Genomic DNA, 20,776 nt, shown 5'->3' with positions numbered 1-20,776 from the left:
CGCGAGCACAACGTCTACGCGCGCAAGCACGGCGACGTTACGACATTGTCTCGGAGCCTACGCTGCAATCGTCGGTCGCCCTAGTCCGGCGCGCCGGTGCAATGCGATCGCGCAAGTGAACGGTCTGCTGCGTCTGACGTTCTGGCATGGACGGATTAGACCCTTCGGCCAGTGGCGGCGGCCAGCATCCGAGCTTGGCGCGCGAAACACCGTTTGCTAGGCTCTCGCGACTTTGCTCACAACAAGCAGGATCGATAGTCCAAGCGTGATGAAACATTTGAAATCGGCGCTTGGCGCGGTCCTTGCGATTGCGACCGCATTGCTTTCCGGTGGCACGTACGCGGCGAACGACGCCACTCCGGTCGATACAGCGCTCGTCGTCTCCGTCGACGTGTCGAATTCCGTCGACGAGGCGCGCTACAAACTGCAGATGGAGGGCATCGCGAAAGCTCTCGAAGACCCTGGCGTGATCGAGGCGATCACCGGCGGGTCGAGCGGCGGCATCCTGTTCTCGATGGTGTCGTGGGCCGACAAACCGGCGTTCGTCATTCCGTGGATCCGCATCGCGAACAAGGCGGATGCGCTGGCGGCTGCGCAACGCGTTCGCAAGCTGCCGCATCAGGGCGGCGAGTTCACGTGCATGACGCGCATGCTGCGTTCGGCGAACGATAAGATCGTGCCGCAGATTCCGGCCAAAGCCGCGCGCATCGTCATCGACGTATCGGGGGACGGCCCGGACAACTGCAATGCCGATGAGCCGATCGAAAAAGTTCGCGACGAGCTCGTGGCGAACGGCGTGACCATCAATGGCCTGCCGATTTTGCTCGATACGCCGGACGCCGGCGCGCTGTTGCCCAAGGCCGTGCCGGGCGGCAAGCCGCCGCTCGAGCAATGGTACCGCGAGCACGTCATGGCGGGGCCGGGAAGTTTCGTGCTTCCGGCGCTTGGCTATTCAGATTTCGAACGCGCCATTCGCCAGAAATTCGTGATCGAGGTGAGCGGCGTTCTTCCGCCGCCGAATTTGACGGCGGTCGCGAGTGCCGCTCGGTAGCCTCAGATGTCGTCCTCGCTCGTCGAGGCGCAGCGCCAGCGCTTGATTTGCCAGCCGGGGTGATCCTCGTTCCACTGCGCGAAGTAGGGCGGTGCGTCCGTCATGCAGTGCATGGCGTCGATGCCTTCCTTGATCGGGATCTTGTAGTCCCTGCAGATGGACGGCTGATTGGCCATGCAGGCCGACAGGACGATTGCGAGCATTTGGTTCGAAGCCCTCGGAGCGAGCGAAAGATCACGCAATTACGGCGCGATTTCCATGTTCGCCCGCTCACAGAAGGAGCGGTCGCTGCAACTCGCGCCGGGTTTGAAACCCTACTACGTCAACGCCGTCGAGGGTATTACGTGCCAGCCGCGCGCGGATGCGTAGAGTTGCTACGCAGGCAGAAGAATTTCGCCGCGCCCGATGGTGGCCGTGTCGCCGCCAATCTTACGGACAAACAAGGGCATAGGCGCGGGAGCAAGGGCGCCGAGCGTGTCCTTCAGATACTTCGAGATGACGCGCACGATCACGAGATCGTGTTTACCGCAGTCAACGAACGTCGGCAGCAGGCTTTCGACGCTCGGTCCAATCAGGGTGCCGCGCCGCATCATGAAGCCGGGGCGGGGACCGATGCCGCCTTCCGCCCAAATCGTTCCACCGATCATGCGCGAGCCGGCGCCTTCGCCCGTCTTGCCTTTGACGATGATCGTGCCGCGCCGCATCTTGTCGCCCGCGCGGGCGCCGATGTTGCCGCCGATCACTGCCGTACCGCCGAGCATGCCGAAGCGATCGCCAGGAATGAAACCGCCGGCGTTGTCGCCCGCGTTACCCGAGACGTGGATGAAACCGCCGGTCGATCCGGACGCGAGGTAATGTCCGGCGTTGCCGCGAATCTCGAGCTTTCCGCCCTTCATCTTGCGGCCCGCGTAAGAGCCGACGTCGCCGACGACGCGGAGCGTGCCGCTGTCGAGACCGCCGCCGACATAGTCGAGGTTGGCGGTCGCGCCTTCGATCGTGAGCGTTTCGCCGGCGTGTCCGTGCACGTCGAAGGCGTCGGCGAGATCGAGCCCGCCTTTGTCGACGCCGACGTTGATCCGGCCGATTTCGTGCGACGAGAGAGCCGCAAGTCTGGCGGGCGTGATGCCGTCAAGATTGATCCGCGCTGTCGCGGGCGCCTTGAGGCGCAGCGTGAGGCCGCTCATCAGATCAAATCCTTCAGATGGTAGTGGTGCTGACCAAGCTTGCCGCCGTAGTTGCCGGCAGTGATGCGGGTGACGCCGCGTTTGGCGCCGGTGTCCGTTACGGCCTTGAGACCGGCGCGCATCGCGTCGGCAACCGATTTCGAGGTGAGGCCGTCGATGACGATTTCGAGGACGGCGAGCGTGTCGGCGCTGAGTTCGCTTTTGACCGTGCCGCGCAGCGTCGGGCAGAAGGCGTGGTTGGTCGACGCAAACATGCCCGCGTATTTGGCTCCGACCTTACTGCCGGAGCGCACGATGCCGCCGGGGAAGGGCGTGATCACGTCGTCGATCTTGGCGATCGCGTCGACGGCTTCTTCCGCCGTCTGGAGCAGTCCGGCGCGATCGGTGCCGAGGATCAGCATGTTGCCGCCGCCGACGGCTTCCGTCGTAACGCCGGTTTCTTCCTCGATCACGAACTCGCCGTCCATCACCGGAACGCGCCAGTAGCGGCTGTCGCCGAGTTTCTTGGATGTCTGATAGCCGTCACCGAAATAGCGCGGTGCCTTGCCGAGGCCCAGCGATTGGGCGGCTTTCAACCCTGAGAAGCAGGCGGAACCTGGGCTCGTCAGCACGCACTGGCCGATGCGGTTGCGGATTTGAGGCACGAGCGCATCCGGCGAAAAGCCGAAGATCAGAATGCGGACGCCGGGGCGGCCGTCGGGCGTCTCGTCGGGGCTGAGTTCCTTGTCGATGCCGCATTCGGCGCCGCAGCCGATGACGGATGTGCCGAAGCCGGTGGCGACGGTTGCCGCGATGCGCGCCCATTTCAGCGTATCGGCAGTGATGATGATGCCGGTGCCGCTCATGCCGAAGGCTTCGGCGAAGGTATCGTCGATTTCGACACCGTTGACCGTCTTGCTCATGCTAAGCGCGCCTTCGTCGGTTGGATGATAAGGGAGCCGCGGCCATGGTCTAGAATCTCTTCATCCGACAGGCGGAAGTTTTCCATCCGCACGGTGTTGTAGTCGTCGAAGTAGCGCTTCAGCTGGCGTTCGATGCCGCGATCGTATGAGGGGCGTGCGACGTGCGTCGCGCCGTTCACCGCCTTGATGATCTTGCCGTTGCGAACGATCAGCTCGCCGTTCTTGAACAGCATCTCGGGCGTCGCGAACATCGCTTCGCGATCCGGATTGTCGTCATAGACGGTGATGTCCGCGCAGGCGCCGACGCCCAAGTGTCCGCGATCGGCGAGACCGAGGCTGCGCGCCGGTCCGGCACGCGTCATGATCGCGATCTCATAGAGCGTGTACTCGCGATCGAGTGAGGCGAGCGTCGAATACTTCAGCGCGTCCTGGTTGATCGTCTGCATGACGTCCTGGCGGAACGCCTTATCCATCAGCAACCGGATCAAGTGCGGATAGCACGTGAACGGTCCGCCGTTCGGGTGGTCGGTCGTCAGGAACAGACGCCACGGGTCGTTGATCAGCAGGAACAGCTCAAGGCCGATCGCCCACTGCAGCGCGTTCACGAAGCTCTTGTCGCGATATTTGAACGGGACGACGCCGCAGCCGGCATCGCACTCGATGTCCATCACGACCCATTTTTTTGGATAGGCCGAGCGGGTGTTGACGAACTGGCGCATGGCGTCGCCGGAGGCCGTGCACGTCTGGCCGAACATCACCTGGCCGACGTCGCACGAGACGTTCGGATTGGTGTTGACTGCCTCGGCAACCTCAGCGGCGGCAGACGAAAACTTCAAATCGCCTTCGGTACCGTAGCTGTGGAACTGGATGTGCGTCAGATGGATCGGCAACCCTTCGGCACCCTTGATCGTCGCGAGCGTCGTTTCCACGCCGCCCGGAACGCCGAGGTTGCAGCCGTGGATGTGGATCGGGTGGACGACGCCGAGTTCCTTCAGGCCGCGCGCCAGCGCGAGGATGATGTCACGCGGCGTGACGCCGTAATAGACATGCTTCTCGTCGAGATCGAGCTTGCGCTGGTTGAACTTGAAAGCGCTGATGCCGCCGGGATTGACGACCTTGACGGCGATCGCCTGCGTCGCGTGCATCGTCCAGGCGATGTAATCCTTGATCGCCGAGAAATCCTGCTTGCCCGCGAGCTGGCGCAGGAAGAAATCGTCCGACCCGAGCATCGCGAACGCGCCCTTGTCGATGATCGCGGTATCGGCGAGCTCCATGTGAGCCTGGCGCGCGTTTGCCGGTAGCATCGCCGGTTCGAACGCCGCCGTATATCCCATCTCGGCGTAGCGATAGCCGGCCGTCATCGTCGAGGGAATTGCATGGCCGACGCCGGCGCGCGTGATGTCGGTGCGCTCGACCTCCTGGCCGATGTGATCTTCAGGGAGCATCATGCGGGCGATCGTCATCTTGCCGCCGCCGATGTGCGAGTGCGGATCGATGCCGCCCGCCATGATCACGCGCCCGTGCACCGGATATTCGTGCGCGACTTTCGCGTTCGGAGACGGGTCAACGATACGGCCGTTCTCGATGAAGATATCGCGAACCTCGCCATCGATCCCGTTCGCAGGATCGTAGATGCGGCCGCCGGTTAGCTTGATGAGCATTCTTGATCTCGAATGTTGGCCTTAGAGGGCGGCTTGGATGGAGGCGAGAACGTCCATGGCGGACGGCAGCTTGGACTGGCGAAGCTTGCGCAATGGCAGCGAAACGACGTTGTCGACCCGGATCATTCGGCCGGCATGATCGACGCCGGGCGTACCAATCGGAATGAAGACTTTCGGTTTGCGGCTGAGCTTCAATCCGGGCGTGCCGAGAACGATCGTCGTTACATCGGTCTCGGGCGGGACGAGATCGTCGCCGATCGATGCGAGCCAGACGAGCAAATCGCTTTCCTTGGCCGCCAGCATACGATCAGCATCGTAGAGTTCGGGGTCGTATTCGGGCTTGCCATTCGCGTAGGAGACACGGAGCGGGTAACCCGACTGCCAGGCGCATACCGAGACGGCAGAGGGCGCGCCTTCATTGCCGCCAAGCGACAATCCGGCGGAACGTGTCGTGAGATTGGCTTCCTTGATGAATTCGCAGATAGCCTGCACGGTCAGATCGCCACCGGCGAAATCGAAGCACGCCGGGTTCCAGACGACGACGCTGTAGGTCGCCGCCTTGAAGCGAGCGAACAGGTCTTCAACGGTTGCGCGCGGGACGCCGCCGATAGTTTCATCGGTGATGATAGCGCCCTTCTGCATCGCACGCATTGTGTCGAGGATTTCGCCGACGCGATCCGTCTTGCACGGGATCGTCACGACTTCGCCGACGCGCGGGCCTTTAGCCGCCGACTGATCCAGGCCTTCACCGAGGAAAACGACGGTCCGCTTCGGCGGATTGTCGGAGAACATCGATGCTTCGTTGCAGACGATGCGCTCGAAGAAGCGCGGATTGCTCGTGTGCACGTCGCTGCCGGCGATGATGAAAAGATCGGCGCGGTTGCGGGCTTCGGTCAATGATGTCGTCAGCCATCCGCTCGATTGCAGGATGCGGGTGTTGCGATAGCTCGCTGTGCTCAAGGCATGATCGACGACGCCACCGCCAGCTTCAGCCAGCGCCATGACGGCGCGCACGCCTTCAACGCCCGTTCCGAGGCCGCTGAAGATTGGCAGGCGGCTCTCGCGGATCAGCTTGGCAGCCGTCGCAACCGCTTCTTCAAGAGAAACGCTTTTGCCATCGACCTCGGGGCTGGGTTCAACCAGGGGGCGCTCAAACCCGGCGACGGACCGGGCGCAGCCGTTCTTGAGTACCTTCAGGCCGCCGCTGCCGGATGGGCCGATCTCGAGGTCGTCACAAGCGATACCGCAGAAGGGACACGCTATATTCTCGAAATGATTTACGCCGTTCCTCGACTTTTCGGATTCCAATCCATCACCTCTCAGAGCCAAGGACGCTACCCACCGGGATTCGACATTCGTACAATTCGGGAGGTAAACCAACTCTCACCCTGGCGGTCAAGCGTGCTAAGGGGCTTCGGCACGGTGCGATACAATTTGCCGTCTCGGGTGAAATCTGGCGCGCCTGCCGTCCGCGGTCAGCCGAAAGGCCCACATCGGACTCTTGCAACTGAAGTCTCCGGAGGAATTGCATGTTGAAACGCTTGGCGATCGCGGCCGCGATCTTGAGTTCTCTGCCGATCGTGGCCTGGGCTCATGGTCCGTCGCGCCAGAAAGTTACGGAATCCATTGAAATCAATGCGCCTGCTGAGAAAGTCTGGGCCCTCGTCGGCAACTTCCAGGATGCAAGCTGGATCCCGGCCGTCGCCAAGACCGAAGGCACCGGCGACAACAAGCCGGCGAGCGGAACGGGCAATGACGGCGCGAAACGCACGCTGACGCTCAAGAACGGCGGCATCGTCGAAGAGGCGCTCGATGCGTATGACGCCAAGGAAATGACCTTCAGCTATGAGATCACCAAGGTCGACGTAAAGGTTCTGCCGGTTAACGATTATTCGTCACACGTGACGGTGACGGCGAACGGCGCGGACAAGTCGACGCTGGAGTGGAAGGGCGCGTTCTATCGCGGCTTCATGAATAACGATCCACCGCCGGAGTTGAGCGACGAGGCGTCGAAGAAAGCGGTTACCGATCTCTACAAGAGCACGCTCGAAGCCGTGAAGTCCAAGCTCGAAGGCGGCAAGTAGTGCTGCATCGCATTCGCGCCGGCGTGGCGGTTGCTGTTCTCGCCCTGTGCGGACAGCAACCGGTCGCGCTGGCGGCCGAAGCGTTGACGACCAATCAACCGGCCGACAGCCTGTCGTTCGTCGATCTCGCGACGATGAAAAGCGTCGCGACCCTCGCGATCGGCGGCAAGCCGGCCGGCATCGCGCTTTCGCCAGACCGGACGAAGGCCTACGTCACGGCGCCCGACAGCAAGGAACTCGTCGAGGTCGACGCTGTCTCGCGCGTCGTGACACGGCGGCTGGCCTTGGGAGGCGGGCCGCTTGGCATTGCCGCCCATCCCTCGCTGCCCGAAGTTTATGTCGCCGACTGGTTCTCGCACCGGGTGATCGTCATCGACGCGCAATCTCTGACGGTTACCGGATCGATCGAGGTCGGCCAATCGCCGTCCGGCCTTGCCGTGACGCCGGACGGGCGTCTGCTTCTCTCAGCTGATCGCGACAGCGACTCCGTCTCGATCATCGACATCGCGACCCGTACCCGCGTGGCGTCGATACCGGCGGGTCAGCGCCCCTTCGGAGTCACGATCGATGCAAAAGGCGAGCGCGCTTATATCGCCAACGTCAAAAGCAACGACGTCAGCGTCATTGATATCGCCGCCCGGCGTCTTATCGGCACAATCCCGACCGGACGCAGGCCATATGCTGTCGCGCTGGCGCGGGGCCGTGGTTTCTCGACGGACCAGTACGGTGGCGGCATCACCGTATTCGATCTCGGAACATTATCGCCGATCAAGACCGTCCGGCTCTGCGATCACCCGGAAGGGATCGAGGCCGACGCATCGGGCAGCGATGTGTACGTGGCGTGCTGGGGTGACAACGTGCTGATCCGGCTCGATGCAGACACGCTCAAGGTTACCGGCAAGGCTGATGTCGGCGACGGACCGCGCGCGTTCGGGAAATTCCTGCGCTAGCGCGAGGTTACGCGGTTTTAAGTTCCGCGCGGGGGCTTCTTCCGGCATCTTGCTGCCAAACTTACCCAACCGCCCGGCCGCCGCAGTTACCGGATCTTCCGACGATAGCTGGTCAATCCGCGGAGCTACGGCTAAAGAGCGGGAAAAACAAGCAAGTTTGGACGCCTGGAGGAACCCGTGACATTGAGAATTCCCGTTGTTGCACTCGCATTGTTTGCCATGCTCGTTCCCGCCGCGGCGGGCGCCTCCGATCTGCCGAAGCCGACCGATCTTCTTTTCAATACCCCGCATATCTCAAATCTTACCGCTGGCACGGTGCTCGACTACAAATTCAATCGCAAACCGTCCAACGAGCAGATGCTCGGCGCCGGCTACACCGACGACATCACGGTAACCGTTGAAAGCGACGCGACGGAGGGGAAGAAAAACGTCATCGTGCAGATGTACAGCGGCGATCGCGCGCGCGATCCGCAGCGCATTACCGGTATGGACGGCAACCCGATGATGGTCGTGTGCCTCGACAACGCCGTTTCGCACTTCCGCCAGCTTGCGGGTGGCGACAGCGCGTATCTGAAGAACACTTTCAGCCGCTATCTGGCGGAGCGTGCAACGATTGCCCCGGTCAAGATCTTGTATAAGGGCGCGGAGGTCGACGGCTATGAGATCACCGCGACGCCTTATGCGGATGACCCCTCGAAGTCGAAGATGGGCGGATTTGAAAACTCGACGTTCAAGATCGCCCTCTCAGATAAAATTCCGGGACATCTGGCGCGGGTGATCGCAGATATCAGCAATTCGGACAAAGCCGCGCCGACGCTTCTCGAAACGACGACGCTCGAGGGTGTAGGAGACGTAAAATGACAAAGACTGGCAAGCACACACTCTTTGCACTGATATTCGCAGCCGCAACTCCGGTAGCGGGCTTAGCGGTAGCGCAGGAACTGCCGGGGAACGATTATCCGACGGTCGCGCGCGCCGACTATGTTTACGCGTGCATGGCCGTCAACGGTCAGACGCGCGACGTGCTTGAGAAGTGCTCGTGTTCGATCGATCAGATTGCGTCGCTTCTTCCCTACACGGAGTATGAAGAAGCCGAGACGCTGCTGTCTGTCGGATTGAAGGGCGGTGAAAACGTCGCCTGGACGAAAATTCCGCAGATGCAGGAGAAGATCAAAAACATGCGGCGCGCGCAGGTCGAAGGCGAGTTGCGCTGCTTTTAGTGTGGCGTTTGGCGACTCTCCTTCGGAGAGCCGGCCGCCAAACGCGAAGTCCTAATTGCGTCCGGTGAGCTTGTTTGGTTTGCGTCCGGCGACTCCCCTGCGGGGAGCCGGCCGCCGGACGCGGATACTACAGGCGCTGGCGGCTCCCCTGTGGGAGGCAGCCGCCAAGCGCATCATTCCCACTCGAGTTCGGTGAAGGCGGCGGTGACGTTCATGCCGTTGAGTTCGGCGAAGAGTTGCCAGTTGTCACGCTCGGACTGACCGGCCGTTTTGAGCGCCTGCTCGAGCGTCGCGCCGTCCTTGATCAAGGTGCGGACATCGCGTGCGATCGTTTCGAGATAGCGCTGCTCCGGCAGCATCGCGTCGGGCCACGGCATCGATTTCGGCCCGTGGCCGGGAATCGCGCGCTGGGCTTTTTCGTTCATCAGTTCCGGGATCAGCTTCAGCCATCCGACGATAGAGCCGTCGAGCGTCGGAATGTGTCCGGAGAAGAGCAGATCGCCTAGCACGAACGTCCCTGTCGTGCTGTCGAACACCGTCAGGTCATTGTCGGTATGCGCGGTCGCCCGCGCCTTGAGCGTCAGACTGCGGCCTCCGAGATCGAGATCCAACGTATCGCTGACGAGCTTCGTCGGAATGACGATTTTCGTTCCAGCGAAGCCGGTTTCTCCGAGCCTCGTCTGCGCAGTCCGCAGATAGCTTTCCGCCCGGGCCGAAAGGGCAGCCGGGAGCTTGGCGTGCCCGACGAATTCCGCACCGATACCGTCGAAAGCGGCGTTTCCGAGCACATGATCGGGGTGCATGTGCGTGTTGATGACGTAGCGGATCGGCTTGCTGGTCACCCTGGCGGCGGCAGCCCGCAGGGCCTTGCCGACGAGGTACGAGCCGCCGGTATCGACAACCGCGACGGCATCGTTACCGACAATGATGCATGAATTGGATATGTCGCCGTGGTTGGTCGGTTCGACGAGTTCGTAGGGCGCGACGTGAACGAAAACGCCAGGCGCGACTTCCGACACTTCAGCTTCAGAGGCCGCAGCCGTTAAAATTTGCGGAAACAGCGGCAAAAGCGCTGCCGAAGCAGCACCTCGTAGGAATTCTTTGCGCGTCGGACGGGAGAAAATGCGGGATTTTTCTGTCATGGCTATGTCTCTGCAATAAGCGGAAAATCCCGATCGTTGCAAAGTCTGAATTGCGCTCGCATTTGATCACGAACTCGCGATTTCGCGTGATCGCCTGACATAATTTTCCCGACCGTCACAAGTAGTCGTGCGCTGCAGCATTTGTGGTGCAGCGCGAAGAAAGCCTTTGTTTTCTGAGGTTTTTTTGGTCAGAGACATTGTCCTAATTTGCCACATGCGCACCGGCGTCGCACTTCGTGTTGCGGACACTGGGAAAAAATGTCTACATGCCGACCGTTCACGAGGAGCTACCGGTTCTACACGGTTCCGTGAAGAAACCCACGAAGTTGAGATTAAGACGGGAAAAAATCCCGCAAAATCCTCGGCTTCGTGGCGGAAAAATCGGAAGGTTCTCGGGATCGACTTGCAAGCGTGGCAAGACTTTTCTCAAAATGGAGGAAGCGCAATGCGCAAAAGTGCATTCGCATGTGGGTTACTAGCGACAGTCGCGTTTTCGGGGCCGACGTGGGCCAACGAATCCGTGATCAAAGCCACTAGTGATCCGAATAACTGGGCAATCCAGTCCGGCGACTATGCTGGTACGCGTTACTCGACGCTCGACCAGATCACGACCGAAAACGTCGGCCAGCTCAAAGTGGCTTGGACGTTCTCGACCGGCGTTCTTCGTGGTCACGAAGGCGGCCCGCTGGTCGTCGGCGACACCATGTGGCTTCACTCGGCGTTCCCGAACATCGTGTTCGCTCTGAACCTCGCCGATGAACAGAAGATCATCTGGAAGTATGAACCGAAGCAGGACCCGTCGGTCATTCCGGTGATGTGCTGCGATACGGTCAACCGCGGCCTCGCTTACGCCGACGGTAAGATCTTCCTGCACCAGGCTGACACTTCGCTCGTCGCTCTCGACGCGAAGACCGGCAAGGAACTCTGGAAGGTCGTCGACGGCGACCCGAAGAAGGGCGAGACCGGAACTCAGGCTCCGATGGTCGTCAAGGACAAGGTCGTTATCGGTATTTCGGGCGCTGAATTCGGCGTTCGCTGCCACATGACCGCTTACGACATCAACAGCGGCAAGAAGGTCTGGCGCGCCTACTCGATGGGCCCGGATTCGGACATTCTCGTCGACCCCGAGAAGACCACGATGCTCGGCAAGCCGGTTGGCAAGGACTCGTCCTTGAAGACCTGGAATGGCGATCAGTGGAAGATCGGTGGCGGTTCGACCTGGGGCTACATGGCCTACGATCCGGACCTCAACCTGATGTACTACGGCACCGGCAACCCCTCGACCTGGAACCCTGCTCAGCGCGCGGGACCGGACGGCAAGCCGATCGATCAGCTCTACTCGATGACGATGTTCGCTCGTGACGTCGACACTGGTGTTGCCAAGTGGGCATACCAGATGACGCCGTTCGACGAGTGGGACTATGACGGCATCAACGAGCCGATCCTGGCCGAGCTCGACTTCAACGGCACGAAGCGCGCGATCGCAACGCACTTCGACCGTAACGGCTTCGGCTACACCTGGGATCGCGCTACGGGCGAGCTTCTCGTCGCTGAGAAGTATGACCCGGCCGTGAACTGGGCAACTGGCGTCGACATGGACAAGTCCAGCAAGAACTATGGACGTCCGATCCGCGTCGCCAAGTACTCGACGTTCAAGGACGGCAAGGGCGCCGACGTCAACACGAAGGGCGTCTGCCCTGCGGCTCTCGGCTCCAAGGACCAGCAGCCGGCTTCGTTCTCGAAGCTGACCGGCTTGTTCTATGTCCCGACGAACCACGTGTGCATGGACTACGAACCCTTCAAGGTTTCGTACACGGCTGGTCAGCCCTACGTGGGCGCCACGCTCTCCATGTTCCCGGCTCCGGACAGCCATGGCGGCATGGGCAACTTCATTGCCTGGGATGGCGTGAAGGGCAAGATCGTCTGGTCGAAGCCTGAGCAGTTCTCGGTCTGGTCGGGTGCTCTGACCACGGCTGGCGGCGTTGCCTTCTACGGCACGCTCGAGGGCTACTTCAAAGCCGTCGACCAGAAGGATGGCAAGGAACTGTTCAAGTTCAAGACGCCGTCGGGCATCATCGGCAACGCTATGACTTACTCGCATGGCGGTAAGCAGTACGTCGCCGTGTTCTCGGGCGTCGGTGGCTGGGCCGGTATCGGTCTTGCTGCTGGCTTGACGAACCCGACCGATGGTCTGGGTGCAGTCGGTGGCTACGCTGGCCTCAGGCAGTACACCAACCTTGGTGGCTCGCTCACCGTCTTCGCTCTCCCATAGGAGTGAAGGTCACGATTTGGGGGTCGGCGTGGGTTAACCTGCGCCGGCTCCTTTTTACGTTTTACGACCGTCGGTCGACGCGATTTCGAGAGTTTTGCCCAAATGGGCAAAATCAAGAGACCTCCCGGGAAATCTGCTAGGAATTCTCCCGCTGCTGCGCCCTCATGTACCGGATAAACAAGCAAATGGGGTATTGAGCGCGGCGCGTAAGTTCCATACCAAAACAAAGAAGATGGGATACAACGAACCCATCCGGCGTTTTAGAGAAGACACAACGACAAGAGGAAACTCGTGGGAAAGTTCAGTAAAAAAATTGCGGTGGCAGTCATGTCCTGCGCCGCCCTAATGACGACGGTCTCCATTCCCGTGATTGCTGAGGACGCTGCACCGACCGACATCAAGGATCGCACGTCTCCGCCCGATCCGGTTTCGGAACTCGCCAAGCAGGAAGGCTACAAGTTCGAGGATGGCCGGTATCGCAATAAGGACGGCGACCCGCAGCCTATCGCGACCAAGGACTACATGGTCGACTGGGGCACATGGAACGGTTTCCGCCGCTATCATGACGCTTGCCACGTCTGCCACGGTCCGAATGCGTTGGGCAGCACGTTCGCACCAGCATTGGCCGACTCGCTGAAGACGATGGACTACAGCACGTTCGTCGGCATCGTTTCTGGCGGCAAGAAAGAGAATAGAGGAGGCACGATGTTCGTCATGCCGTCGTTCGGCGAAGACAAGAACATCATGTGTTACCTCGACGACATCTACACCTACATCAAAGCGCGATCGCTCGGCATCATGCCTCCGGGCCGTCCTAACGGACGCGAAGATATCTCGGACGAAGCGAAAAAAGCAGCTGATGAGTGCACTGGCTGAGGGACCGGAATTTCCCAAGCTCACTAAAGTTTGATGCGTCTTGCGCTCTCGGCGTTGCGGAAGACACCCAATATCCGTTCGACAGATTTACTGTGGGGGCAGGTCGTGATCCGGCTTGCCCCTTTTCGTAACGGATCGTTCGAACCACGTCGCAAAATAAAAAAGGGTCACCGCTGTGAGGAAGCAAGCTATCGCAAACACGCTATCGCCTGTGCCTGTCCTGGCATTCGCTCTCGCTGGGGTGATCTCAGCGTTGGCGTTTACAAGTTCGGCGCACGCTGCCGACGTTCCGCGCGCAGATCTGGTCAACCGCAAGGAACTCAGAGTCTGCGCTGACCCTTCGGATATGCCGTTCTCCAATCAGAAAGGCGAGGGGTTCGAAAACAAGATCGCCGACATCATCGCCGATGAACTGAAGGTGCCCGTCGTCTACACATGGTATCCGAAGTCGCTCGGTTTCATCCGCATGACGCTGGCGGCGAAGCGCTGTGACCTCGTGATCGGATGGGGACAGGGCGACGATATCGTCCTCAACACCAACGCCATCTATCGATCGACGTCGGTTCTTCTCTACAAGAAGGGTACGGGCCTCGACGGAATAGAGACGTTCGCTGATCCCCGTCTCAAGGGTAAGCGGATCGGCGTCGAGCAGGGGACGCCGGGCGGCAATGTCGTGGCAGCCAACGGTCTCATGAGCAATGTCCGCGGTTACCGGATGAACGTCGACCGGCGATACTTCAATCCGGCGGAAGAGATGATCAACGACATCCGCAAGGGCGAAGTCGATGCCGGTGTTCTTTGGGGCCCGATCGGCGCCTATTGGGCGACGCGCGGCGGTGAGCCGCTGGTTGTCGTTCCGCTTTTGAAAGAAAAGGTCGGCGGCAAGATCGCGTTCCGCATCACGATGGGCGTGCGCAACGGCGACGATGCGTGGAAGCGCCAGCTGAACGAAATCATTCGCAAGCGCCAGGGCGACATCGACAAGGTGCTGCTCGACTACGGCGTGCCGCTGCTCGTCGACGATGATACGTCGATGGAGATGGTGACGAAGCCGCGTACGACCGCAGCAGCGGAAGGGTCGGCTGCGCCTGCGGCAGCGGCAGCAACGCCGGAGCAGCCCGCAACCGCCGCTCCCTGATTTTTGCGACTTCCTGATCTCGTGGGCGAGCGCACGTCATCGTGCGCTCGCCCTTATAGCTTCCGCGCAATCTCAAATAATGCCAGAAAGTTCCGGGTTGATGTGCCGGAAGCCTGCGATGAAATCATCACGACGGATGCGATTGCGATACGTTGGCCTGGGCATCATCGGCGTCGCCAGTGCTCTGTTCGCAGCGGTCGCGATGGCGTCCTCACCTTCAGGCGCAGTAGACGGCGCTGACGTCGCCATCACATCGCCCACGCCTTCGACACCGCGCACGCCGCCTCCTGAACCCGACACCTATCGAACCGACAATTATCGCTCTCCGGTGCCGCTGACGCTGAAGGGCGCAACCGTCCTGTCCAATCGCGATGCGACGGAACTCTGGCAAACGAAGAGCGCCGTCTTTATCGACGTCTATCCGCATCCGCCGAAACCGCCGAATTTGCCGGCCGGAACGCTGTGGCGCGAGACGACGCATCAATCCATCGAGAACGCCATCTGGCTTCCGAACGTGGGTTACGGAGTGCTTTCGGAAGCGAACGACACCTACTTTCGGCGCAGTCTCGCTGAGCTGAGCGGCGGCGACACATCGAAACGGCTCGTCTTCTTCTGCCTCCGGGACTGCTGGATGAGTTGGAACGCCGCGAAGCGCGCCTTGACTTACGGCTATCGTAACGTCGACTGGTACCGCGACGGCTCGGACGGCTGGCAGGAGGAGGGCGGGTTGCTGGAAGAGGTTCATCCGCGCCGCTAGCAGTCAGTGCGTCAGCGCATGCCAGGGTTGCTCGATCGCGGATTATGCAGGCTCGTGCATTGACGCGTCCGGCATATTCAGCCTTTTTTCCGAAGTGCTTCGGATGCCTCGGCAATTTACGATCGCTGAAACTGCAAGTTTGCCCGAAATAAGCCCGGCTTATTGCTTCACGGTTCGCCCGGATTCGTGCACCCGCCGATCCTGTAGTATTTCGCGTACTGACTTCAAAATCCTTGCCCCAGAAGATGAGGAACGAGCGTGACTCTCCATGAACTCGCGATTCTGCTCGCGGCCCTGGCACTCGCCGCACCGCTCGCGCGCTGGCTCGGAATAGCGGCCGTCCTCGGTTATCTGGTCGCTGGCGTGATGCTCGGCCCTTTCGGAGCGGGCGCCCTTTTTTCCGAGCAGGATGCAGAGCAGGTTCTGCATTTTGCCGAGTTCGGCGTCGTGCTTCTGCTGTTCTTGATCGGTCTTGAACTCAGGCCGAAGCGTTTATGGGCGATGCGCCAGGCTGTGTTCGGTCTCGGATCGGCGCAGGTCGTAATGACGGCGATCGCGCTCGGTTTCGTCGGGATGCTGTTCTTCGACACGCAATGGCAGCCGGCGCTGTTCGCCGGAGCGGCGCTGGCGTTGTCCTCGACGGCGTTCGCGCTGCAGGTGATGGAGGAGAACGGCGAACTGCAGGCGCGTCACGGGCGTCTCGGATTTTCCGTGCTGCTCTTTCAGGACATCGCCGCAATTCCGCTGATCGCGCTCGCGCCATACTTCGCCGTGAGCGCCACGCAGCAGGTTCCGCACATCGATTATCTGGCGTTCGGGAAAGGCCTGGCGACGATCGCGGCGGTCGTCTTCGTCGGCCGCTACGTGCTCGATTTCTTGCTGCGCGTCGTCGCGCTTTCGAAGGTCAAGGAGGCCATGACGGCGGCGGCGCTGCTGACGGTCGTCGGCGTGACGCTGATCATGGAGGCGGTTGGTCTTTCCGCATCTCTCGGCGCATTCATCGCCGGCGCGCTGCTGGCCGAGAGCAGCTATCGTCACGAACTCGAAGCCGACATCGCGCCGTTCGAAGGATTGCTGCTCGGCATATTCTTCACCGCAATCGGCATGTCGCTAAACCTGAAATTGCTCGTCTCGGAGCCAGTGCTGATCGCGCTGCTGACGATCTCACTGATCGCCGTAAAATCGGTCATTCTTTTCGGACTCGGGCGCTGGCAGGGGCTCGAAGCCGGACCTGCGCGGCGTTTGGCCTTCGCACTGTCGCAAGGCGGAGAATTCGCATTCGTGCTGCTTTCGGTCGGTCGCGCAGCAGGCGTGCTCGGCACGCGCCCGTCTGAAATCCTGGCGGTCGTCGTCACACTGTCGATGGCGATGACGCCGCTGCTGTTGATGCTCGAGCGCGTGCTGTTCAAGAAGCAGGCGCCGCAGCGTGCGTTCGATCCGATCCCAGAGAAAGACGGGCATGTCGTGATCGCGGGCTTCTGCCGCTTCGGTCAGATCACGGCGCGCGTGTTGCGGGCCAAGGGCATTCCGTTCACCGCGCTCGATATCAGCGCGGAGCAGATCGAGTTCGTCAAGCGCTTCGGCAACAAGGCGTTCTTCGGAGACGTCAGCCGTCCGGAAGTTCTCGAAGCGGCGCAGATCGGAAAGGCGCGGGCGTTTGTCCTCGCAATCGACGACGTCGAAGCTTCGATGCGCGCGGCGGAAATCGTCAAGACGCGGTACCCGCATGTGCCGGTCTATGCGCGGGCCCGAGATCGTATGCATGCGATGCGATTGCTCGATCTCGGCGTCGCGGAACTGAGGCGCGAAACCTTCCTGGCCTCTCTCGACCTGACGCGCCTGTTGTTGCTTGGGCTCGGTTATTCGCAGCGGGTTGCGGAACGCGCCGTCAATACCTTCCGGGATCACGACGAGCGACGCCTGAACGAGGACTACAAGCTCACCTCGGACGCCGACAAGCTGATCGAACGCGCGCGCTCGTCCCAAGCAATGCTCGAAAAGCTGTTCCAGGAGGATGAGATCGAAGAGGCCTCGCTTGCCCGTTCCGAGGCGACGCCCCGCGAGGCGAAGTCGAAATCCCGGGCTGGTGCGGCGTGACACTTGGTCATTGGTTGTCAAGTGCTCGAAAAGCCAGCCTTAATTCCCTTGACAGGGGTTAACCGCGGTAGACGGCCCCCCGTTCGCCCGGTAAATGTCCGTCAAAGTTTCATGACGGTGCGCGAGGCGCCACAAGACGGGATCGACCAATAAATGACCAAAGCCCAGACGAAGGCGGTGACGTCGCCGGCCCCCAGCGTTCGCGACATGGCCAACGCCATCCGCGCGCTCGCCATGGATGCTGTTCAGGCCGCGAATTCCGGGCATCCGGGCATGCCGATGGGCATGGCCGACGTTGCGACCGTTCTGTTCACCGAAGCGCTGAAGTTCGACCCGGCGGTTCCGGGCTGGGCCAATCGCGACCGTTTCGTTCTATCCGCCGGTCACGGTTCGATGCTGCTCTATGCGCTGCTGCATCTGACCGGCTATCCCGGCATGACGATCGAGGAGTTGAAGAACTTCCGTCAGTTCGGCTCCAAGACGGCTGGACATCCGGAATATGGCCACGCGCCTGGCATCGAGACGACCACCGGTCCGCTCGGGCAGGGCCTCGCCAACGCCGTCGGCATCGCGCTGTCGGAGCGCTTGCTTGCGGCGCGCGTCGGCAACGATCTCATCGATTATCACACCTATGTCATCGCCGGTGACGGCTGCCTCATGGAAGGCATCAGCCAAGAAGCGATTTCGCTCGCAGGGCATCTGAAGCTCGGCAAGCTGATCGTTCTCTGGGACGACAACTCGATTTCGATCGACGGCGCGACGAGCCTCGCCGTCTCCGACAACGAGCTTGAGCGCTTCGCGGCGTCGGGTTGGAACACCGCGCGCGTGGACGGTCATGATCCGGCGGCGATCGCTGCCGCGATCAAGGCGGCGAAGGGCGATAGTTCGCGTCCGTGGCTGATCGCTTGCAAAACGGTCATCGGTTACGGCGCACCGAACAAGGCCGGCAAATCCTCCGCACATGGCGAACCGCTCGGCGGGGAAGAAATCAAGGCGACGCGCGAGCGTCTCGACTGGCCGTATCAGCCGTTCGACGTGCCCGATCACATTCTGTCGGCATGGCGCGCGGTTGGAAGCCGCGGCGCGAAAACATATGCCGATTGGGCGAAGCGTCTTTCGGGCGCCAACGCCGAAGCGAAGGCGCTGATCAGCGGGCGAAAACTCGAAACGGCGCTTGCGTCCGCGATCGCGGCTGCAAAGACCGCATTCGCCGCCGACGCGACGAAGCGTGCAACGCGTGTCTGGTCGCAATTGACGCTGGAACATCTGGTTCCGGCGCTGCCTGAACTCGTCGGCGGCTCAGCCGATCTCACCGGATCGAACCTCACCAAGACGAAGGCTCAAGTCTCGATCACGCCCGAGAACTTTGCGGGCAATTACGTGCACTACGGCGTGCGCGAGCACGGCATGGCGGCGGCGATGAACGGCATCGCGCTGTCGGGGTCTTTCATTCCCTACGGCGGCACGTTCCTCGTCTTCACCGACTATTGCCGCCCTTCGATCCGCCTGTCGGCATTGATGGAGCAGCGCGTCGTCTATGTCATGACGCACGATTCCATCGGCCTCGGCGAAGATGGTCCGACGCATCAGCCGGTCGAGCACCTGAGCGCGTTGCGCGCCATTCCGAACCTCAACGTATTCCGCCCCGCAGACGCCATCGAAACGGCTGAGTGCTGGGAGCTTGCGATCGCCGCGAAGAAGACGCCGTCGATCCTGGCGTTGTCGCGGCAGGCCGTTCCGAACCTGCGGAGCGACGGGCCGGAGAACCAGAGCGCGAAAGGCGCCTACGTCGTCAAGGCGTCCGAAGGCGCGCGCGACGTGACGCTCATCGCAACGGGATCGGAAGTCGGCGTTGCGATCGAGGCGGCGGCGGCGCTCGCGAAGAACGGAGTTTCGGCTGCGGTGGTCTCGATGCCGTCGTTCGAATTGTTCCGCGCCCAGTCTGAGAGCTACCGCAACAGCGTGCTCGGAGATGTACCGCGCGTCGCCATCGAAGCGGGCGTTGCGCAATCCTGGTACGAGTGGCTGAGGCCCTCGGACAAATTCGTTGGAATGCCGGGATTCGGCGCGTCGGCTCCGGCTGCGAAGCTGTTCCAGCATTTCGGCATCACCGCCGCGCACGTTGCCGACGTCGCGCAGGCGCTCGCCAAAAAAGCGAACTAGGTGCGGCGCGTGACGCGCGCTGCTGCTCAAAGGTACCGGTGCAAGGCATGAATCTGGACAAGCTGAAGACTACGGACGGCATCGACGTCGCGGGAAAACGTGTGATCGTGCGCGCCGATCTCAACGTGCCGATCAAGAACGGCAAGGTGACCGATGCGACGCGTCTCGAACGTGTCGTGCCGGGCCTCAAAGCGCTGAGCGATCGCGGCGCGAAGGTCATCGTGATCTCGCATTTCGGACGGCCCAAGGGCGTTGATCCGGAGCTGTCGCTTCGCCCCGTTGCGCAGACGCTGCAGTACCTGCTCGGGCGGCCGGTGAAATTCGGCGAGGATTCCATTGGCGCGGCCGCCGAAGCGGCAGTTCAATCGCTGTCGAATGGCGACATCGCCGTGCTCGAGAACCTTCGCTTTCATAAGGGCGAGGAAAAGAACGATCCTGAATTCGCGAGCGCGCTTGCGAAGCTCGGCGATGTGTTCGTCGGCGACGCGTTCTCGTGCGCCCATCGCGCACACGCCTCGACCGAGGGCATTACGCATCATCTTCCGTCCTACGCCGGGCCGCTGCTGATGGAAGAGATCAACGCGCTGCGCACGGCGCTCGAAAAGCCGCAGCGTCCGACGGCGGCGCTCGTCGGCGGAGCCAAGGTTTCGACGAAAATTCCGGTGCTGACGAACCTTGTCGCGAAGGTCGACAAGCTGATCATCGGCGGAGGTATGGCCAACACATTCCTGCAGGCGGCCGGCACCAACGTCGGCAAATCGCTTGCGGAGCCCGAGTTTGCGGAAACGGCTCGCGAAATTCTCGCGAAGGCCAAGGAGAAGGGCTGCGAGATCATCCTGCCCGTCGATGTCGTGATCGCGCGCGAGTTCAAGGAAGGCGCGGCGAGCGAGGTCGTTGCCATCGACGATGTGCCGGCGGACGCGATGATTTTGGATGTCGGACCGAAATCGGTCGCGCATGTAACGGACATGCTCACCGGAACGAAGACCTTGCTCTGGAATGGTCCGATGGGAGCGTTCGAGATTGCGCCTTTCGGCGAGGGGACGTTTGCCGTTGCGCGCGCGGCTGCATCGCTGACGAAGGCGGGCAAACTTGTTTCGGTTGCGGGCGGCGGGGACACCGTCGCGGCGCTTAACGCCGCAAATGTCACGGACGAGTTTACGTACGTCTCCACGGCCGGTGGCGCGTTCCTCGAATGGCTCGAAGGACGAGAGTTGCCAGGTATCGCAGCGCTGGCGCGCTGACCAAAGCAGAGCGAACTGCACGGCGAGGTAGATCG

General features: G+C 61.5%; 18 protein-coding genes. 12 read left to right on the top strand and 6 right to left on the bottom strand.

Annotation, left to right across the window (positions count from 1 at the left end):
- Positions 1 to 268 precede the first annotated feature (268 nt).
- Positions 269 to 1,051: a DUF1194 domain-containing protein gene (locus HYPGJ_RS06540; protein WP_046846396.1), complete on the top strand. Its 783-nt coding sequence runs from the start codon at positions 269 to 271 to the stop codon at positions 1,049 to 1,051.
- A gap of 2 nt (positions 1,052 to 1,053) precedes the next feature.
- Here the strand turns inward: HYPGJ_RS06540 and HYPGJ_RS06535 are convergent, their stop codons facing one another.
- The 5 genes from HYPGJ_RS06535 to HYPGJ_RS06515 all read right to left on the bottom strand — a co-directional run bounded on the left by HYPGJ_RS06535 (position 1,054) and on the right by HYPGJ_RS06515 (position 6,106).
- Positions 1,054 to 1,254 carry a hypothetical protein gene (locus HYPGJ_RS06535; protein ID WP_046846395.1) on the bottom strand — a complete coding sequence of 67 codons (201 nt, stop codon included), beginning with the start codon at positions 1,252 to 1,254 and terminating at the stop codon, positions 1,054 to 1,056.
- Between the two features lie 171 nt (positions 1,255 to 1,425).
- Complete coding sequence (locus HYPGJ_RS06530) at positions 1,426 to 2,235, bottom strand: formylmethanofuran dehydrogenase subunit C (RefSeq protein WP_046846394.1); 810 nt, start codon at positions 2,233 to 2,235, stop codon at positions 1,426 to 1,428.
- Complete coding sequence (gene fhcD, locus HYPGJ_RS06525; protein WP_046846393.1) at positions 2,235 to 3,137, bottom strand: formylmethanofuran--tetrahydromethanopterin N-formyltransferase; 903 nt, start codon at positions 3,135 to 3,137, stop codon at positions 2,235 to 2,237. The genes HYPGJ_RS06530 and fhcD overlap by 1 nt, the downstream gene beginning before the upstream one ends.
- On the bottom strand, positions 3,134 to 4,798 hold the full coding sequence (locus HYPGJ_RS06520; protein ID WP_046846392.1) for a formylmethanofuran dehydrogenase subunit A: 1,665 nt from the start codon (positions 4,796 to 4,798) through the stop codon (positions 3,134 to 3,136). The genes fhcD and HYPGJ_RS06520 overlap by 4 nt, the downstream gene beginning before the upstream one ends.
- A gap of 21 nt (positions 4,799 to 4,819) precedes the next feature.
- Complete coding sequence (locus tag HYPGJ_RS06515) at positions 4,820 to 6,106, bottom strand: formylmethanofuran dehydrogenase (RefSeq protein WP_046846391.1); 1,287 nt, start codon at positions 6,104 to 6,106, stop codon at positions 4,820 to 4,822.
- Positions 6,107 to 6,327: 221 nt separating this feature from the next.
- On the opposite strand from HYPGJ_RS06515, the gene HYPGJ_RS06510 reads away from it, so the two are divergent.
- From HYPGJ_RS06510 to HYPGJ_RS06495, 4 genes are all read left to right on the top strand, one after another.
- Entirely contained in the window at positions 6,328 to 6,882 is a 555-nt protein-coding gene (locus HYPGJ_RS06510) for an SRPBCC family protein (protein ID WP_046846390.1), read from the top strand.
- Positions 6,882 to 7,832, top strand: a complete 951-nt coding sequence (locus HYPGJ_RS06505) for a beta-propeller fold lactonase family protein (RefSeq protein WP_244466030.1) — start codon at positions 6,882 to 6,884, stop codon at positions 7,830 to 7,832. The genes HYPGJ_RS06510 and HYPGJ_RS06505 overlap by 1 nt, the downstream gene beginning before the upstream one ends.
- 177 nt (positions 7,833 to 8,009) lie before the next feature.
- Positions 8,010 to 8,693 (top strand): hypothetical protein, encoded by a 684-nt coding sequence (locus tag HYPGJ_RS06500; protein WP_046846389.1) that lies wholly within the window; start codon positions 8,010 to 8,012, stop codon positions 8,691 to 8,693.
- Positions 8,690 to 9,052, top strand: a complete 363-nt coding sequence (locus HYPGJ_RS06495; RefSeq protein ID WP_200185679.1) for a hypothetical protein — start codon at positions 8,690 to 8,692, stop codon at positions 9,050 to 9,052. The genes HYPGJ_RS06500 and HYPGJ_RS06495 overlap by 4 nt, the downstream gene beginning before the upstream one ends.
- A gap of 173 nt (positions 9,053 to 9,225) precedes the next feature.
- Here the strand turns inward: HYPGJ_RS06495 and HYPGJ_RS06490 are convergent, their stop codons facing one another.
- Entirely contained in the window at positions 9,226 to 10,194 is a 969-nt protein-coding gene (locus HYPGJ_RS06490; protein WP_046846388.1) for a quinoprotein relay system zinc metallohydrolase 2, read from the bottom strand.
- Between the two features lie 445 nt (positions 10,195 to 10,639).
- Here HYPGJ_RS06490 and HYPGJ_RS06485 point away from each other — a divergent pair, with 445 nt between their 5' ends.
- The 7 genes from HYPGJ_RS06485 (at position 10,640) to HYPGJ_RS06455 (ending at position 20,741) form a co-directional block, all read left to right on the top strand.
- Positions 10,640 to 12,466 (top strand): methanol/ethanol family PQQ-dependent dehydrogenase, encoded by a 1,827-nt coding sequence (locus HYPGJ_RS06485; RefSeq protein ID WP_046846387.1) that lies wholly within the window; start codon positions 10,640 to 10,642, stop codon positions 12,464 to 12,466.
- 345 nt (positions 12,467 to 12,811) lie between these two features.
- On the top strand, positions 12,812 to 13,342 hold the full coding sequence (locus HYPGJ_RS06480; protein WP_244466029.1) for a c-type cytochrome, methanol metabolism-related: 531 nt from the start codon (positions 12,812 to 12,814) through the stop codon (positions 13,340 to 13,342).
- Between the two features lie 253 nt (positions 13,343 to 13,595).
- Positions 13,596 to 14,480, top strand: a complete 885-nt coding sequence (locus tag HYPGJ_RS06475) for a substrate-binding domain-containing protein (protein ID WP_244466028.1) — start codon at positions 13,596 to 13,598, stop codon at positions 14,478 to 14,480.
- A gap of 118 nt (positions 14,481 to 14,598) precedes the next feature.
- Entirely contained in the window at positions 14,599 to 15,237 is a 639-nt protein-coding gene (locus HYPGJ_RS06470; protein WP_101536116.1) for a PQQ-dependent catabolism-associated CXXCW motif protein, read from the top strand.
- Between the two features lie 258 nt (positions 15,238 to 15,495).
- On the top strand, positions 15,496 to 17,334 hold the full coding sequence (locus tag HYPGJ_RS06465; RefSeq protein ID WP_046846384.1) for a monovalent cation:proton antiporter-2 (CPA2) family protein: 1,839 nt from the start codon (positions 15,496 to 15,498) through the stop codon (positions 17,332 to 17,334).
- 153 nt (positions 17,335 to 17,487) lie between these two features.
- Entirely contained in the window at positions 17,488 to 19,497 is a 2,010-nt protein-coding gene (tkt, locus tag HYPGJ_RS06460) for a transketolase (RefSeq protein ID WP_046846383.1), read from the top strand.
- A gap of 53 nt (positions 19,498 to 19,550) precedes the next feature.
- Positions 19,551 to 20,741, top strand: a complete 1,191-nt coding sequence (locus tag HYPGJ_RS06455; RefSeq protein ID WP_200185699.1) for a phosphoglycerate kinase — start codon at positions 19,551 to 19,553, stop codon at positions 20,739 to 20,741.
- Positions 20,742 to 20,776: the final 35 nt, after the last annotated feature.

The sequence above is a fragment of the Hyphomicrobium sp. GJ21 genome (assembly GCF_001006785.1).
Lineage (GTDB): Bacteria > Pseudomonadota > Alphaproteobacteria > Rhizobiales > Hyphomicrobiaceae > Hyphomicrobium_B.
This window is presented reverse-complemented; position numbering and strand designations above follow the sequence as displayed.